Origin of the sequence: Arthrobacter sp. NPDC057259 (assembly GCF_042668995.1) — a bacterium.
Taxonomy (GTDB): Bacteria; Actinomycetota; Actinomycetes; order Actinomycetales; family Micrococcaceae; genus Arthrobacter.
The window spans coordinates 101,830-117,421 of sequence record NZ_JBHUYA010000001.1 but is presented as its reverse complement, the minus strand read 5'-3'; the positions used below and the strand labels follow the sequence as shown (position 1 = coordinate 117,421).

Here is a 15,592-nt window from a genome sequence, read left to right as displayed (position 1 = left end):
CGTGTCTGTTGGTTCGGGAAAAGCCCCACTAAGCACAAAAACACCAATCTTTTTCGGTTGAACCGGATGCCACGCCCTACTTGCCGGAGCCGCCGTCGTCACCGCCGGGGCGCAGCCCCTCGTAAACCTCTTTGCATTCGGGGCACACGGGGAACTTCTTCGGATCCCGTCCGGGGGTCCAGACCTTGCCGCAGAGGGCAATGACGGGTTCCCCGGAGAGGGCCGATTCCATGATCTTTTCCTTGCGGACGTAATGCGCGAAGCGCTCCCGGTCTCCCGGTTCCACTTCCTGGCGCAGTTCCTCACGCTCGATCGTCGCCGTCGACGTCCCGGCGCCGGAAAGCTCGCGCATCGGGTCGTTGTCGAGGTCGTTGTCCAGGGCGTTCTGGGGGGCCGTCGTCAGGGGTTCCGTCATGCTGGTCATGGCTTCCATCTTAGCCGCTGGCTAGAACGTCCGCCGGGGCATGGCCCGTTCGTACTGCGGCGGCCAGGCCAGCTCGTGGCCCAGTTCGAAGGCCGCGCGCAGCCACCAGTGCGGGTCGCGGAGCGCCGCGCGGGCGATCAGCACGCCGTCTGCCTGGCCGGTCGCCACGGCGTGTTCCGCCTGGCCGGCGGAGGTGAGCAATCCCACCGTGCCGGTTTTGACGCCGGCCTCGCGTCGGATCTTGGCGCTGAAGCCGGTCTGGTAGCCGGGACCCACCGGAATCGTCTGGTGCGCTACGGCGCCGCCGCTGGAGACGTCCACCAGGTCCACGCCGCGCTCGGAGGCGGCGCGGGCGAGCCGGACGGAAGCCTCGGCGTCGACGCCGCCCTCGGCCCAGTCCGAGGCGGAGATCCTCAGCAACAGCGGCATCGAGTCAGGAATGACCTCGCGCACCGCGTCCACCACGGCCAGCATGAGCCGGTTCCGGCCCGCCTCGTCGCCGCCCCATTCGTCGGTGCGGTCGTTGATCAGCGGGCTCTGGAACTGGTGGAGCAGGTAACCGTGCGCACCGTGGATTTCGATGGTGTCGAAGCCCACCTCCACTGCCCGCCGGGCGGAGGCAACGAAGTCGGCGATCACGCCCTCGATCTCGGCCCCGGTCATGGCCGAGGGCGGCGCGTAGCCGTCGAAGGCACCGGTGCCCGGGCCCACCGGGTCCCAGCCGCCCTCGGCGGCAGGGACGGTGCCGGTCTTGCCGGAGAACGGCCAGTAGCTGGAGGCCTTGCGGCCGGCGTGCGAGAGCTGGGTGCCGATCTTGGTCTCCGCGGTGCCGTGCCGGTGCACAAAGTCCACGATCCTGGTCCAGGACTCGGCCTGGGCGTCGTTGTAAAGGCCGGCGTCCCGCGGGCTGATCCGCCCGGCGGGGTTGACGGCGGCCGCCTCGGTGAGGATCAGGGCCGCTCCCCCGGTGGCGAACGATCCGAGGTGCATCAGGTGCCAGTCGGTGGGGACGCCCTCTGCGGTCTCGGGTTCGCAGCTGTACTGGCACATCGGCGAGACCCAGCCGCGGTGCTCGAGCCGCAGGGAGCGCAGGGTCAGCGGGCTGAAGAGTGCGGACGCCATTAGAACAGCACCCGGGCCAGGTTCTGGCGGGCCTTGGCCACGCGCTCGTCGGTGGCGCCGACGACGTCGAAGAGTTCCAGCAGGCGCACCCGGGCGGTCTCCCGCTCCGGTCCGAAGTTCCGGCCGATGAAGGCCACCACCCGGCCCAGGCCGTCCTCCACGTGCCCGCCGGCGACGTCGAGATCGGCGACGGCCAGCTGTGCGTCCAGGTTGTCCGGTTCCTCCGCGGCCTTGGCACGGACGGCGTCGGCGTCCTCGGTGGACAGGGCCTGCAGGCGTCCCATCAGCTCCACCTGGGCCAGGCCCACCTTGGCGTCGGCGTCGGCGGGCATCTCGGTGAGGGCCTGGCGGTACGCGGCGGCCGCACCGTCGAAGTCACCTGCCTCGATCGCGTCGAAGGCCTTCTGGTGCAACGGGGGCAGCGGCGGGGCCTCGGCCTCCGCGGCGGCCGGACCGCCGCCGATCCGGCCGGTGACGCCGTTGGCGGCGGCCACCTTGAGGAGTTCATCGAAGAGGCTGCGGACCTGCTGCTCGTCGGCGCCACCCTGGAAGAGCGGCACGGGCTGGCCCTTCACCACGGCGACGGCCGTGGGAACGGCCTGCACCTGGAACGCCTGGGCCAGTTGCGGGAAGGCCTCGATATCGGCGGCGCCGAGAACCAGGCGGCCCTCGTAACTGGTGACAATCTGCTCCAGGGCGTCCACCAGATCCCCGGACCCGGGTGAGTAGGAGGCCCACATGGCGATGACGACGGGCACCCGGGCGGAGAGGTCCACCAGGTCCTGGAAGTTGGCCTCGGTGACGTTGACGCGCAACGGGGCGGCGCCGCCGCCCGCTGGCTGCTGGGCGGATCCGGGCTGGGCGGCTCCGGCGTGCGTGGACCCCGGTCCGGCGGGCGGCGCGGGGCGTTGCTTCAGCGAGGAAAGATCGACGGCGCCCCGCAGGTTGATCGGGTTTGCGGCTGCGGGCGGGACCGGGCGGGATGCGGGCGAAGTCATGGAACCACTCTATCGACTCCGCCCGCGGCCGGGACTACTTGAAGCTCGCCCCGACCAGGCCGCGGGTGGCGGCCACCAGCTTCATCGGATCCTTGGACCCCGCCGGCGGCACGTAGACCGCCACGGACTCGGCGAAGTTCAGGACCATGCCGGTGCTGGTCTCCTTGCCGCCGGCCAGGGCCGCGGCGTCGTCCCCGATGGTCAGCTTGTCGCCGGAGTTCTTCGGCGTGCCGTCGAAACCGAAGTTGAGCCGGCCCAGGACCAGGGCCCCGCCGTCGGCGGTGCGGAACACCACGGTGTCCTCGGGAACGGCCTTGTGGGTGAAGGCAAAGTTTCCGTTGGCACCGGACTTCACCACGTCGGCCTGGTAGGCCAGGGTGTCGGCGATGTACGGCGAGGACTGGCCCTCGGCGAGCTTGTCCTTGAAGGCCGAGTCGGCGTTGGTCAGGCGGTCGCCCAGGCCAGCGAGGGCCTCCTGGCCGCTGTAGAGCAGGCCGGACTTGTCGTCGGCGCCCAGCGTCTCCGTGCCGCCGCGGTTGATCGCGGGGAAGGTGGTTCCCGGCTGCAGCGGCGTGGCACCCACCAGCTTGTAGTTCTCGCGCGGGGACGCCTGGACCAGCGTCAGCAGCTGCGGGACCACGTTGCCGTCGCCCTGGGTGACTGCCATGACGGAGCGGGGCCAGTCTCGCTTGGAGCTCACCACGGTGGTCAGCAGCTTGGTGGCGCGCACGGGCATCCGGGATTCGTAGCTGCCCACCTGCGAGCGGATTTTGTAGTTCTGCGTGCGGACCTCGAGTTCGGTCCCGCCGACGCGCGGGGCGAGCTTGGCCGCGTCCTTGGCGGCGTCACCGGCGTCCGTGGCCGCGGAGACCTGTTCCAGGATCCGGCGGAACTGGGCATCCAGCAGGATCGGGGTCCCGCCGGCGGAGGGGGCGGCCGTGCCGGTGCTTCCGCTCGGGGCGGGCGACGGCGACTGGCTGGCCTGGGCGGCAACGCCCGTGCCGGCGACTGCGGTGGCGGTCAGCAGGGCCACGGCCGCACCCGCGGCGCGGCGGCGCGTGGACAGGGTTGCGGCCCGGGGGGCCTGTCCGGTGTCCCCGTCGGCCGGGGTGGAGCCGGCCTCGCGGGCCTTGGCCCGGTCGGCGGCGCGGGCCCGGGCCCGGCGTGCGAAGGCGCTGCCGGCGGTGGCCTCCTTGGCCTCGACATCGCCGGAGCCGGAGTTATCGGAGCCGCCATCGCCGGAACCGCCGTCGCCCGGGGTGCCGGAGCGCGGCGCGCCCTGCCTGGGCTTCAGCACCAGCAGCGCGACGCCGCCGACTACCAGCAGCCCGCCGATAACCATCAGCGGGATGGCCCACGGCGTGGAGGTGTCATTGGGGAAGGTCATCGAAATGTCCGAGGGGGCGGCCTTGGTGCCGTCGGTGGCCAGCAGCAGCGACCAGTCGCCGTCGGCCGGCGGAGTCCACGAGTAGTCCAGCTCGCCGTTGGCGTTCTCGGTGGAGACCCAGAGGTCCGAACCGGCGGGCGACGGCGCGGTGGCCTCGCCGTCGGCGTGCTCGACGGTCAGGGACTTGCGGTCCTCGGAGAGCCCGGAAATGGTGTTGTGGGCCGTCTTGCCCACCCAGGCGTTGACGTCGTCGGGGCGGCCGGAGGCCAGCAGGAAGTTGCCTTCACCCTTGACGTGGATCTTGACCGTGCCGCCGTGCAGGGTGCGCAGCTTCTGGTCGACCACCGTCAGCGGCGCGGCGGTGCCGTTGGCCGGGACGCTGGCCGTCACCGTCGCCGGCGGAGCCCAGATTGTCTTCTGCCCGATCCCCGCCAGCAGTGTCAGGAGGCCGAGCAGCACAAGTGCAACTGCAGTCTTGAAACGCAAAATATTACCTATCATCAGCGGACACGTAGTTTTAAGAGTAACCGTTTTGTTACCTCCGAGTCAGATCGGGCGGCTTGTCAAGCCCCTTTTCCGAACCGTCCCGGCCCGTCGATCCGCCCGGTAGCAAGGCTGCTGATAGTGTTTGCGGTGATCGTCACACCGGCCCCGCAGCCGCGGAATTCCGGGGAAAATTGAGAGAAAAAGGCTTGCAGCGCAGTGACTGACCCCACGGATTCGTCCCCCTCAGGACAGGCAGCTCCCCCGGAATCCGTCGCGCGGCCTGCCCAGGCTCCGGCCGGGTTCCTGGCCGCGATGGCCCGCCGCCTGCGGCAGCCCCTGCCGGGCGCCCAGCCCCGGCTGCGCTTCGAGATGCCTCCGGAGCACCTGGACGACGCCGACGCCGATCTTGAGGACACCGAGGAGACCCGCTTCGGCCGTCCCGGGCCGCGGATTTCCGCGCAGCATCCGCTCTACGTCGGGTTCATGGGGACCGTGGGCGTCGGTGTGGCCTTGCTGGTCTACTGGATCGGCTCCAACATCACCCAACTGCTGCTCTGGATCCTGACCGCGCTCTTCATCGCTCTCGGGCTCGATCCCGTGGTGCGCTGGCTGGAGAAGCGCAAGGTGCCCCGGCCGGCCGGCATCCTGGTCTCGGTGGCCGTCCTGGCCCTTGCCGTCGCCGGGTTCTTCGCCACCCTGATCCCGACCATCGTGGCCCAGGTGACCCAGATCGTCCAGGAGGCCCCCAAGTGGATCCAGGACTTCATCGACTCGGACTTCTTCCGCAGCCTGGACAGCCAGTTCGGCGTCCGGGACCGGATCACGCAGGAGCTCGAGAAGTTCGTCAACAACCCGGACGCGATGGGCGGCATCTTCGGCGGCGTGGTGGGCGTCGGCTCCACCATCGCCAACGGCCTCTTCGGCGCCCTGATCGTCCTGGTGCTGAGCCTGTACTTCCTCTCCGCGATGCCCTCGATGAAGCTGTGGGGCTACCGCCTGGCTCCGCGCTCCCGCCGGCCGCGCGTGGAGGCCCTGTCCGAGGAGATCACCGGCTCGGTCGGCAACTACGTCATCGGCCAAGTCTGCGTGGCACTGCTCAACGCGCTCTTCGCCTTCATCGTGATGACCATCGTGGGCGTGCCGTTCGCGGTGCTGCTCGCCTTCGTCGTGGCGCTGCTAGCCTTCATTCCCCTGGTCGGCGGCATGATCGCCGGCATCCTGGTCACCCTGATCGCTCTGACCGCCGGCTGGCAGACCGCCGTCGTCTTCGCGATCTGCTACTTCGCCTACCTGCAGTTCGAGGCCTACTTCGTCTCGCCGCGCATCATGCAGAAGGCCGTGGCGGTGCCCGGCGCGGTGGCGGTCATCTCGGTGATCGCCGGCGGCAGCCTGCTGGGTGTGCTCGGCGCGCTGATCGCGATCCCGACGGCCGCGGCCATCATGCTCCTGGTCAAGGAAATCTTCATCGTCCGCCAGGACAAGCACTAAACCCCGGCAAGCACTAACCCCGGCAGGCGCTCACCGCTCAGGCGTGCGCCGTGGCCACCGGGCCGTCCCACTCCTCGGGGAGCGGCTGAGCCGTCCCCGGCAGGACCTCGGCGACGATCTCGTTCAGCACCCGTCCGGCGTACTTCTCCCCCACCCAGAGGTGCTTGGCGCCGTCGACGCCGACGACGTCGGCCTGGGGCACCAGGGCGAAGCGTTCGGCCGCGGCGGCAGGCTGCAGGTAGTCGTCGTGTTCGGGGACCAAGACCTTGAGCGGCTTGCCCGCGGCAGCCCATTCCTTGAGGTGCACGTCCGTGGCGCGGTGCAGCGGGGGCGAGAGCAGGATGGCGCCCTCGATCTCTCCGGCTACGGGATCCACCGCGCCGTACATGAGCGCCAGCTCGGTGCCAAAGGACCAGCCCACCAGCCAGCGGTTCGGCAGGCCACGGTCCACCGCGAACCGCACCGCTGCCTCGACGTCCATCCGTTCGCCGATGCCCTCCTCGAAGCTGCCGCCGCTGGTTCCCCGGGGCGAGGACGTGCCTCGGGTGTTGAAGCGCAGCACGGCGACGCCGGCCAGGGCCGGCAGCCGGTAGGAGGCCTTGCGGTAGACGTGCGAATCCATAAAGCCGCCGTGCGTGGGCAGCGGATGCAAAGTGATCAGGGTGGCCCGGACCTCGCCGGACTCCGGCAGCGCGAGTTCGCCCACCAGCAGGTGGCCGTCCGCGGTGCGCAGCTCGATGTTCTCCCGCCGTGCCGGCAGCACCGTGGCGGCCCGGATGGGGGTCGGGGCGGCGGGCTGGGTGAAGTCGTACGAGGCCGGGTCGAAAGTCATGCCCTCCAGCTTAGCGAAGCTGCGGGCGGCACCCGCGGGAGCAGTGAGCGCCTAGCGGTACCGGTACGTGCGCGAGGTCCAGCAGTTGGTGTGCCAGTGGCGCCGTTCGGCCAGCCCGGCGGCGGCACCGAAGAGATGGTCCTCGGACCAGACCACCAGGTGCGCGGTTCCGGGCGGGACGGCATGCAGACATCCAGGGCAGACATAGGTCTTGCCGGCGCGGCTGGCCGAGATGGACCGGACCATCCATTCACCGTCCGGGGCGCTTTCCCGGCGGGCAATCCCGGTCCGGGCGCGTTCCAGGTCCAGCTCGGGCACCGGCCCGCCGTGCTTGCCGGGCTGCCGGGCGCCCCCGTTGCCCGGGGCGGGGCGGCGGGGGCGGTTGGAACGGGGCATGGTCCCATTCTGCCCCAGCGGGTCCCCTGACGGTGTCCACGCCGCGGCGCCTCCCCGCTGCCGGTAGTGTTGACCGGGTGCGTTTAGTGATAGCCCGTTGCTCCGTTGATTATGTCGGCCGGCTCAAGGCCCACCTCCCCCTCGCCACCCGCCTGCTGGTGGTCAAGGCGGACGGCTCCGTGCTGGTCCATTCCGACGGCGGTTCCTACAAGCCGCTGAACTGGATGAGCCCGCCCGCCCGGCTCCGGGTGTCCACCCCGGACGAGGTCGACGTCGAGGTCGGCGTGATCGAGCAGTGGACCGTGCAGTCCACCAAGACCGACGACCGGCTGATCATCAACATCCACGAACAGCTCCATGACACCTCGCACGACCTTGGCCAGGACCCTGGACTGATCAAGGACGGCGTGGAGGCGGACCTGCAGCGCCTGCTGGCTGACCAGATCGAGACCCTGGGCGAGGGATTTTCGCTGATCCGCCGCGAGTACTTCACCGCGATCGGGCCGGTGGACATCCTGGCCCGCGACGCGAACGGCGGCACCGTCGCCATCGAGTTGAAGCGCCGGGGCGACATCGACGGCGTCGAACAGCTGACCCGCTACCTCGAACTGCTCAACCGCGACCCGCTCCTGGCTCCCGTTCGCGGTATCTTTGCCGCCCAGCAGATCAAGCCGCAGGCAAGGGTCCTCGCCACCGACCGCGGCATTGATTGCGTAACGCTGGACTATGACGCGATGCGCGGTGTGGACGACAGCGAATCCCGCCTCTTCTAAGCGCGGCAATTGCACCCCAATCACGCGCCAATTGGTTCACCAGCTTGTTACATAAAATTTGTGGATTTATCAGCCGCGCCCGTTGACCTGACTGTGGGGGCATGAAATTCTTAGAACAGTCTTTGTGTAGGTGTTTTTCATGCTCGCAAGACATGTTGCGAGCGTGAAGCTCCTGACGCCGAAACCCGGAGTCCCGGGCGGATGCCAAGGTTCTTCCCGCGGAGTGACTAAGCCCGGCGTAAGGTGCGCCGGACTTTCTCAAGTTCGACAATGAGGAGAATTAAATGGCTCAGGGAACCGTCAAGTGGTTTAACGCTGAAAAGGGCTTCGGCTTCATTACCCCGGATGACTCCGACGGCGACGTCTTCGTCCACTACTCCGAAATCCAGACCGGCGGGTTCAAGACCCTCGATGAGAACCAGCGCGTTCAGTTCGAAATCGGCCAGGGCGCCAAGGGCCCGCAGGCCACCGGCGTCACGGTCGTCTAATGAGGTCTTCAGGAATGCGCTAGAAGCATTCCCGGCTAAAGAAAATGATCCCCGGCTTTTGCCGGGGATCATTTTTTTGCGTTCCGCCGTCCCCGCTAGCGCACGAGCGTCCGCAGCAGCCGGGCGCTCTGGCGCACGGACAGGTCGGGCAGGTAGGCCCGGCTGAGCGCCCGGCCTATGGCCGGAAGCTGCAGCGGGTCCTGGTAGTACAGGTAGAGCGTGCGGTACTCCGGCTTGAAGCGGGACTTGAACGTCGCCAGCGAGCGGAAGCCGTAGACCGGTTCAAGCGCCCGGCCCACCACGTCCAGGATCCCGGCCAGGCCCTCGCCGCCGGCACCGTCGGAGTCGTCGTCGCGGGCCTCGTCGCGGGATTCGTCGCGCGCCAGCGGCGATCCGGAGAGGGAAATGACGTCCACCGAGTCGCGCAGTTCCGTCACCGCCGAGGCGATCAGGAACTCCATCACCCCCGGGAAGGCGTCGCCGCGGCGCCGCATGAAGTCCAGGGTCCAGCTGACCAGCGCACCGCCGTCGTACACGGGGAGCCAGCTGGTGACGCCCTGCACCCGGCCCTCGGCGTCCACGGCCAGGCAGCACAGCACCTCGTCGTCCATCAGCTCGTCCAGGCCGCCCAGGGTGAAGCCCATCTCGGGAACGGACTTCCGGGCCGCCCATTCCTCCGAGACCTCGCTGAGCTGCGCGCGCAGCGCCGGCGAGAAGTCGCGGTAACGGCCCCAGACGGCGTGCACTCCGGTCTTGGCCGCGCGGTTCATCGCCGTGCGGACGTTCTGCCACTCCTTGCCCTTGAAGGTCAGCTCCTGCAGGCCCAGGCGCGTCTCCTGGGCAACGGCCAGCCTCCGGAAGCCGCGGGCCTGCAGCAGCGGCCAGATTTCATCCGTGCAGGAGTAGAAGCACGGAATCAGGGCATTGTCCGCGCAGAAGTCCAGGAACCCTTCGGCGGTATCCAGCCGGTTCGCCGCGGGTCCAAGCGGTCCGCCGAGGGTCAGCGCCACGTTGTTGTGCTGCTGATACGCCACCGCACCGCGGGCGGCCTGGTTGAACCAGAACTTGTTCGGCTCCCAGAGCGCCATCCAGGAGAGCGAGTCGCCGCCCTGGTGCACCAGCCGGCGTGCCACCTCCCGGTCGCCGTGGCCGGCGTCGGTGCCGTGCGCCCGGCGCAGCAGCACCAGCCAAACCCCGGCCAGCGCCACCACCCAGAAGGCGATGCCGGAGTAGGCGAAGAGGAAGGCCTCCACGGGATTCCGGTCCTGGAAGACCCGGTTGTAGGTCCCCGGGATGGGCAACGGCAGGTACTGCCGCGCCAGCTCGGCCGCCAGGCCCAGCCAACCGCCGTCGCGCTCCAGTCCCCCGGCGGCGAACCAGGCGCCGGTGTACGCGCCGGCCAGGACCAGGAAGGTCCCGCCCACGGTCAGGGCCAGGGTCCGCCGGGCCCGCCGGGTGGTCTCGACCCGGAAGAGCCGGCGGTTGGCGAACAGCAGCAGCACCAGCGCCAGGGGCACCGCCGCGAGCGGCAGGATGTGCACGAAGCCCGAGCCCATGATGGCAGTGTGTGGCCGGTTGGGGTAATGCGGGATGCGGGCGAACAGGGCCAGGTAGACCGCGGCCAGCGCCGTCACGCCCAGCTGGACCAGGATGGCGATCCGCAGCGCCAGCTGCCGTCCGTGCCGCATGCCATCGGCGCAGATCAGCAGGAGGACCACCGGCACCACGGCCAGGGCCAGGCCCAGTGGCCCGGCGAAGCCCAGCCGGCCCGCCTCCAGGCACGAGGCATCCACGGCGCCGCCGCAGTTCTGCTCCAGCTGGTTCAGCGTGGGCAGCGGGTTGAGCACGACGTCGCGCAGCAAGGCCAGCGGACCGTTCGCGGTCCGCACCACCGCGGTGAGGATGGGCCCGACGGCGAAGATCGCCACGGTGAGCGAGAGCAGGTTCCGGGTCTCGCGCCCGGTGGATCGGTGCCGCTGCAGGGTGCCCTTGTCCCCCTGCAGCCACCACCCGGCCAGCAAGCCGACCACGGCACCGGAGAGGCCCACCACCGTCTCGGGGTGGCCCACGTAGAGCACCAGCAGCAGGGCCACCGAGAGCACCGCGGTCCGCAGCCGGCGCTGCCACAGGGTGGGCAGCAGCCCGCAGGCGGCCAGGGCCACGGCGAGGATTGCCGCGTAGGGTCCTATCAGCGGGGCATCGACCATCAGGCCCAGCCAGCCATCCCCGGCGTAGCGCGCCAGCTGGGTGACCAGCAGGAACAGGGACACCGCGGCGAACTGGCCGGCGAGGAAGAACGCGACCGTGCGGAGCGAGCCCACCCGCCGCTCGGCCACGCCCATCAGGCCAAGGATCATCAGCGACGCCGCGAGGTACGCCAGCGGGTTGGTGGCGAAGAACAGCGAGGTGAACATCGTCCACCAGTGCCCGGCCTGCAGCCCCTGGACGCTGACGGACGCGAAGTCCAGCAGCGCTTCCGGCGGGCCGGCGAGGAAGCTGCCGGTGGCCGCTCCGGCAAAGAGGAAGAGCGCCAGGACCGACAGGGTGACGGGGAGCTGACGGGCCTGCCGGAGGATGCCGCGCAGCCCGCTCATTGCTTGATCCCCCACCGCTGCGCGAGGAAGTCCAGGCCGCCGGGCATGCCGCGCGACGCCGCTTCCCAGGAGTGCCCGGCGTTGGCGATCCGGTGGTCCTCCACGGTGAAGCCGGCCTTCCGTGCGGCCCCGGCGAGCAGGGCCATGTACTCGATGAACTCGGGGTCGCGTTCGCCGGCGCCGAAATACACGGCGTTGCCCTCGTACCGGCGTTCCTGCATCAGGCGCAGCGGGGTCTGTGCCTCGAAGGCCGCGGTGTCGCCGCCGAAGGAGGCGTCGATGGTCTTGCGGCGCTCCTTGGCCAGGGACGGCTCCTTTTCGCTGGAGAACGCCAGGGCGGCGCTGTACACCTCGGGGTGGCGGGTCACCATCTCCATGGCACAGGTGGCGCCGAAGGAGAATCCGCCGGCGGCCCACTGGTGCGGGTCGGCGTCGACGTCGAGGGTGGCCCGGATCCAGTCAGGCACGTCGCGGGAGAGGAAGGTGTCGGCCTTGGCGATGCGGCTGTCCATGCAGAGCGTGTTGCCGGAGGCGGACCCATTGGGGTCCACCACCACCGCGATCGGGGCCACCCCGCCGTGGTCCGCGGCGAAGCGGTCCATGCGGCTGCGCAGGGCGCCGCCGGTCAGCCAGTCGGCCGGGGCCCCGGGCTGGCCGGAGAAGAGGACCAGGACGGGTAGCGCGGGCCGGGGTGTGGCACTGTACGCCGGCGGGAAGTAGATGTAGGCGTCGCGGCTCTGGAAGCCGGACGCCGTGCCGGGAATGGTGGCCTTGCGGACCGTGCCGTCCGGCGGCAGGCCGTTCGGGGCCGTCCACTCGGCCAACGGAACCGCGGCGGCTCCCCCGGGCTGCCTGCGCAACGCGTCCTCCAGCACCGGAATGCGCGCGACGGCGGTGCCGGTCAGGTCGCTCACGGTGTGGTTGAGGCCGAAGTAGGAGTTGATCTGGACGGCGGAGAGCAGCAGCACGCCCAGCAGGGCGGCCGTGGCCACCGCGGTGGCGCGGATCCGGTGCACCACCGGCAGGACGGGTCCGGGGATGGCCGCCAGGAACGGCCGGCGGCCCCAGATGCCGTGCAGCCGGAGCAGCCAGAACAGCAGGGCCGCGACGCCGGGAACACTCCAGGCGAGTGTCTCCCAGGGCAGTTCCTCGGGGAAGACGGACAGGACGTAGATCAGGAGGAGATGGACTCCGGCGACCAGCCCGGCGCCCAGCAGCAGGGCGGAGCCGACGACCACCGCCGTCGCTCCCGGGGTATGCCGGCGGCCGCTCTTCCACAGCAGGTAGGCGGCACCGGCGGCCGCGGCAGCCCAGGCAACCCAGAGCACCGGCCCGTCCACCAGCCGGATGTCTTCGACGAAGTCCAAGGCGGTTAGCGCCAGGTGCCGACGCCGATGACGGGGCCGGCCTCAAGCCAGGAAGAGAGCCCCGTGTACGCGTCGAAGCGCATGGCCAGCAGGACGTCCCGGCCCTCGTAGCGCAGTTCAACGATGACGGACTCCGGCTGCACCTTCACCAGTTCGGTTTCGGTGGGCGGACGCCGGCCGATCAGCTCCAGCGAGCTGCGGCGGAAGGTGTATTTCGGACGGACGCTCAGGGAGGCAAGACGGAACCACTCGAGGTCGTTGTCCTGATAACGACAAACCCCCATCTGCCAGCTGTTTCCAGCTACGCAAATGGAGGCGTCCACCGTGCCCAGGGCGCGCCGCAGATTAATGCGGCGCACCCCGGAGAGGCACAGTGCAAAGACCAGCAACGCAAACGCCGTTGCCAGGATGATGAACGGAAGACCAGTATCGTCCATCAAGGTAGGGCTAGCGGATCCCCGCAGTAGCCGAATCACCCATCTGGGCGTTGTCGGCCACGATCACCACGCGGTTGTTGTCGACGGAGAAGAATCCGCCGTCAACGTCCACTGCGATGCGGTCACCGGAAACAGGCTCGATGGCCAGTTCACCTTCGGCCAGAATCGCCAGCAGGGGCGAGTGGCCGGGCAGGATTCCGATTTCACCATCGCTGGTGCGGGCCTTGACCATCTTGGCCGCTCCGGACCACACGAAGTGGTCCGCTGCGACAATCTCAACCTCAAGCTCAGCCATATTACTTGGTCTGTTCCTGGATCTTGGCCCACTGGCGCTCGACGTCATCCAGGCCGCCGACGTTGAAGAACGCCTGCTCTGCGATGTGGTCCAGCTCGCCGTCGCAAATCGCCGCGAAGCCTTCCACGGTGTCCTTGATGGACACGGTGGAGCCCTCGACGCCGGTGAACTGCTTGGCGGTGTAGGTGTTCTGCGAGAGGAACTGCTGGATACGGCGTGCACGCGACACGACGATCTTGTCCTCTTCGGAGAGTTCATCGACACCGAGGATGGCGATGATGTCCTGGAGTTCCTTGTTCTTCTGCAGGATCTGCTTCACGCGGACGGCCGTGTTGTAGTGGTCGTTGCCGATGTACTGCGGATCCAGGATGCGCGAGGTCGACGTCAGCGGGTCAACGGCCGGGTACAGACCACGGGAAGCGATTTCACGGGAGAGTTCCGTGGTCGCGTCGAGGTGTGCGAAGGTCGTTGCCGGAGCCGGGTCGGTGTAGTCATCCGCGGGAACGTAGATGGCCTGCATCGAGGTGATGGAGTGGCCCTTGGTCGAGGTGATGCGCTCCTGCAGGAGACCCATCTCATCGGCCAGGTTGGGCTGGTAGCCCACGGCGGACGGCATGCGGCCGAGAAGGGTGGAAACCTCGGAGCCTGCCTGGGTGAAGCGGAAGATGTTGTCGATGAAGAGCAGCACGTCCTGGTTCTGCACATCGCGGAAGTACTCCGCCATGGTCAGGGCGGAAAGGGCCACGCGCAGACGCGTTCCCGGCGGCTCATCCATCTGGCCGAACACAAGGGCGGTGTCCTTGAGGACGCCTGCCTCTTCCATTTCGACCCAGAGGTCGTTGCCTTCACGGGTGCGCTCACCCACACCGGCGAACACCGAGGTACCGCCGAAGTTGCGGGCAACACGGGTGATCATTTCCTGGATCAGCACGGTCTTGCCGACGCCGGCGCCGCCGAACAGGCCGATCTTGCCACCCTTGATGTACGGGGTGAGGAGGTCGATAACCTTGATGCCGGTCTCGAGCATCTCGGTGGAGCCCTCAAGGGTCGCGAAGGCGGGGGCCTTGCGGTGGATCGGCCAGCGCTCGGAGACCTGCAGTTCGGACTCCGCGACGTCCAGGGGCTGGCCCAGGACGTTGAAGATGTGGCCCTTGACGCCGTCGCCGACGGGCACGGAGATCGGGGCACCGGTGTCGACCACGGTGGTGCCGCGGACCAGGCCGTCGGTCGCCTGCAGCGAGATGGCGCGGATGAGGTTGTCGCCGAGGTGCAGCGCAACTTCGAAGGTGATGGTCTTGGTCTCACCGTTGAGAGAAATCTCGGTGGTGAGAGCGTTGTAAATCGAGGGGATTGCGTCAGCCGGGAATTCGACGTCGACAACCGGGCCAATAACACGTGCAATACGGCCGGTGGCACCGGACGTCGCGGCTACGTGTTCGGTAGCAGTGGCAGTCATCTCTCTCACTTCACTCAGTAGATGGCGTGGGCGGTTAAGTTCGTTCTGTGGTGCAGGTACAGCTGGGCCCGTGACGGGCAGGCTAGGACGCGTTCAGTGCGTCGGCGCCTGCCACGATCTCGGAAAGCTCCTGCGTAATTTCAGCCTGGCGGGCAGTGTTGCGCAGACGCGTGTACTTCTTGATGAGTTCCGTGGCGTTGTCGCCGGCGGACTTCATCGCGCGCTGGCGGGCTGCGAGCTCGGAAGCTGCGGCCTGCAACATGGCGGCGAAGATGCGTGACTCGATGTAGCGCGGCAGCAGGGCATCGAGGACCTGCTCCGTCTCCGGTTCGAATTCGTAGAGCGGCAGCAGCTCCGACTCGGAGGCAGCCTGTTCCTCGACGACCTCCAGCGGGAGCAGACGGATAACCGTCGGTTCCTGCGTCACCATGGACTTGAACCGCGTGTAGACGACGTGGATCTCGTCCACACCGCCCTCTTCGTAGACCTCGGCGAAGTCGGCCAGGAGGGCCTCGCCCACCTCGCGTGCGGTCTCGAACTGCGGAGCGTCCGTGTTGCCGGTCCAGACCCGCTCGTACGGACGGTTCCGGAAGTCGAAGTACGCCTGGGCCTTGCGGCCCATCAGGTACATCTTGACTTCCTTGCCCTCCTCGTGGAGCAGCTCGACGAGGCCTTCGGCCTGCTTGAGCACGGTCGCGGAGTAGGACCCGGCGAGGCCGCGGTCGGAGGTGACGACCAGCACGGCGGCACGGCGGATCTGCTCCGGCTCGGTCACCAGCGGGTGGTCGATTTCGCTCTGGCTTGCGACAGCAGAAACGGCACGCGTAATCGCGTTTGCGTAAGGCAGTGAAGCCGCTACGCGTGCGCGGGCCTTGCCGATGCGCGAGGTAGCGATCAGTTCCATCGCCTTGAAGATCTTGCGCATCGACGTCGTCGAGCTGATCTTCTGGCGGTAGACCCGAATCTGGGCTCCCATACTTATCCTTTCCTAAGCTTCCGTTGGGCCGGGACTGCCGGACCCTCGAGGGATCCGGCAGTCCCGGCCTACG

At 68.7% G+C, this 15,592-nt stretch carries 15 protein-coding genes; 3 read left to right on the top strand and 12 right to left on the bottom strand.

The genetic code is table 11. The features are described 5' to 3' along the window. Nucleotides 1-76: 76 nt before the first annotated feature. The 4 genes from ACFUCU_RS00530 to ACFUCU_RS00515 are packed head-to-tail and all read right to left on the bottom strand — an operon-like array spanning nt 77 to nt 4,432. Nucleotides 77-424 carry a DUF3039 domain-containing protein gene (locus ACFUCU_RS00530; protein ID WP_290257420.1) on the bottom strand — a complete coding sequence of 116 codons (348 nt, stop codon included), beginning with the start codon at nt 422-424 and terminating at the stop codon, nt 77-79. 21 nt (nt 425-445) lie between these two features. After that, the gene (locus ACFUCU_RS00525) at nt 446-1,546 is read right to left on the bottom strand and encodes an NADH:flavin oxidoreductase/NADH oxidase (protein WP_377969991.1); all 1,101 of its coding nucleotides are present in this window, start codon (nt 1,544-1,546) and stop codon (nt 446-448) included. Further along, nucleotides 1,546-2,544 carry a co-chaperone YbbN gene (locus ACFUCU_RS00520; RefSeq protein ID WP_377969989.1) on the bottom strand — a complete coding sequence of 333 codons (999 nt, stop codon included), beginning with the start codon at nt 2,542-2,544 and terminating at the stop codon, nt 1,546-1,548. Before ACFUCU_RS00520 ends, ACFUCU_RS00525 begins: the two co-directional genes overlap by 1 nt. Nucleotides 2,545-2,578: 34 nt before the next feature. After that, nucleotides 2,579-4,432 (bottom strand): hypothetical protein, encoded by a 1,854-nt coding sequence (locus ACFUCU_RS00515; RefSeq protein WP_377969987.1) that lies wholly within the window; start codon nt 4,430-4,432, stop codon nt 2,579-2,581. A gap of 297 nt (nt 4,433-4,729) precedes the next feature. On the opposite strand from ACFUCU_RS00515, the gene ACFUCU_RS00510 reads away from it, so the two are divergent. Beyond that, nucleotides 4,730-5,905 carry an AI-2E family transporter gene (locus tag ACFUCU_RS00510; protein ID WP_377970774.1) on the top strand — a complete coding sequence of 392 codons (1,176 nt, stop codon included), beginning with the start codon at nt 4,730-4,732 and terminating at the stop codon, nt 5,903-5,905. Nucleotides 5,906-5,942: 37 nt separating this feature from the next. Here ACFUCU_RS00510 and ACFUCU_RS00505 read toward each other — a convergent pair whose 3' ends face one another. Both ACFUCU_RS00505 and ACFUCU_RS00500 read right to left on the bottom strand, forming a co-directional pair. After that, nucleotides 5,943-6,737, bottom strand: coding sequence for an alpha/beta hydrolase (locus tag ACFUCU_RS00505; protein ID WP_377969985.1), 795 nt, complete (start codon nt 6,735-6,737; stop codon nt 5,943-5,945). Between the two features lie 51 nt (nt 6,738-6,788). Continuing rightward, nucleotides 6,789-7,133, bottom strand: coding sequence for an ATP/GTP-binding protein (locus ACFUCU_RS00500; protein ID WP_290257415.1), 345 nt, complete (start codon nt 7,131-7,133; stop codon nt 6,789-6,791). A 77-nt stretch (nt 7,134-7,210) separates the two neighbouring features. Here ACFUCU_RS00500 and nucS point away from each other — a divergent pair, with 77 nt between their 5' ends. Both nucS and ACFUCU_RS00490 read left to right on the top strand, forming a co-directional pair. After that, on the top strand, nt 7,211-7,906 hold the full coding sequence (gene nucS, locus ACFUCU_RS00495; RefSeq protein WP_290257414.1) for an endonuclease NucS: 696 nt from the start codon (nt 7,211-7,213) through the stop codon (nt 7,904-7,906). 284 nt (nt 7,907-8,190) lie between these two features. Further along, nucleotides 8,191-8,394, top strand: coding sequence for a cold-shock protein (locus ACFUCU_RS00490; protein ID WP_003804766.1), 204 nt, complete (start codon nt 8,191-8,193; stop codon nt 8,392-8,394). Nucleotides 8,395-8,489: 95 nt separating this feature from the next. Here the strand turns inward: ACFUCU_RS00490 and ACFUCU_RS00485 are convergent, their stop codons facing one another. From ACFUCU_RS00485 to ACFUCU_RS00460, 6 genes are all read right to left on the bottom strand, one after another. Continuing rightward, nucleotides 8,490-10,988, bottom strand: a complete 2,499-nt coding sequence (locus tag ACFUCU_RS00485) for a rhomboid family intramembrane serine protease (protein WP_377969983.1) — start codon at nt 10,986-10,988, stop codon at nt 8,490-8,492. Continuing rightward, nucleotides 10,985-12,355 carry an alpha/beta hydrolase gene (locus ACFUCU_RS00480; protein ID WP_377969981.1) on the bottom strand — a complete coding sequence of 457 codons (1,371 nt, stop codon included), beginning with the start codon at nt 12,353-12,355 and terminating at the stop codon, nt 10,985-10,987. The genes ACFUCU_RS00485 and ACFUCU_RS00480 overlap by 4 nt, the downstream gene beginning before the upstream one ends. A 5-nt stretch (nt 12,356-12,360) precedes the next feature. Continuing rightward, nucleotides 12,361-12,792 (bottom strand): DUF2550 domain-containing protein, encoded by a 432-nt coding sequence (locus ACFUCU_RS00475; RefSeq protein WP_290257409.1) that lies wholly within the window; start codon nt 12,790-12,792, stop codon nt 12,361-12,363. A gap of 10 nt (nt 12,793-12,802) precedes the next feature. Beyond that, the gene (locus tag ACFUCU_RS00470; RefSeq protein WP_290257408.1) at nt 12,803-13,087 is read right to left on the bottom strand and encodes a F0F1 ATP synthase subunit epsilon; all 285 of its coding nucleotides are present in this window, start codon (nt 13,085-13,087) and stop codon (nt 12,803-12,805) included. Nucleotide 13,088: 1 nt separating this feature from the next. Next, a complete protein-coding gene (gene atpD, locus ACFUCU_RS00465; protein WP_290257407.1) occupies nt 13,089-14,543 on the bottom strand; it encodes a F0F1 ATP synthase subunit beta in 1,455 nt (484 codons plus the stop codon). Between the two features lie 82 nt (nt 14,544-14,625). Next, a complete protein-coding gene (locus tag ACFUCU_RS00460) occupies nt 14,626-15,519 on the bottom strand; it encodes a F0F1 ATP synthase subunit gamma (protein ID WP_364134744.1) in 894 nt (297 codons plus the stop codon). Between the last annotated feature and the right edge of the window lie 73 nt (nt 15,520-15,592).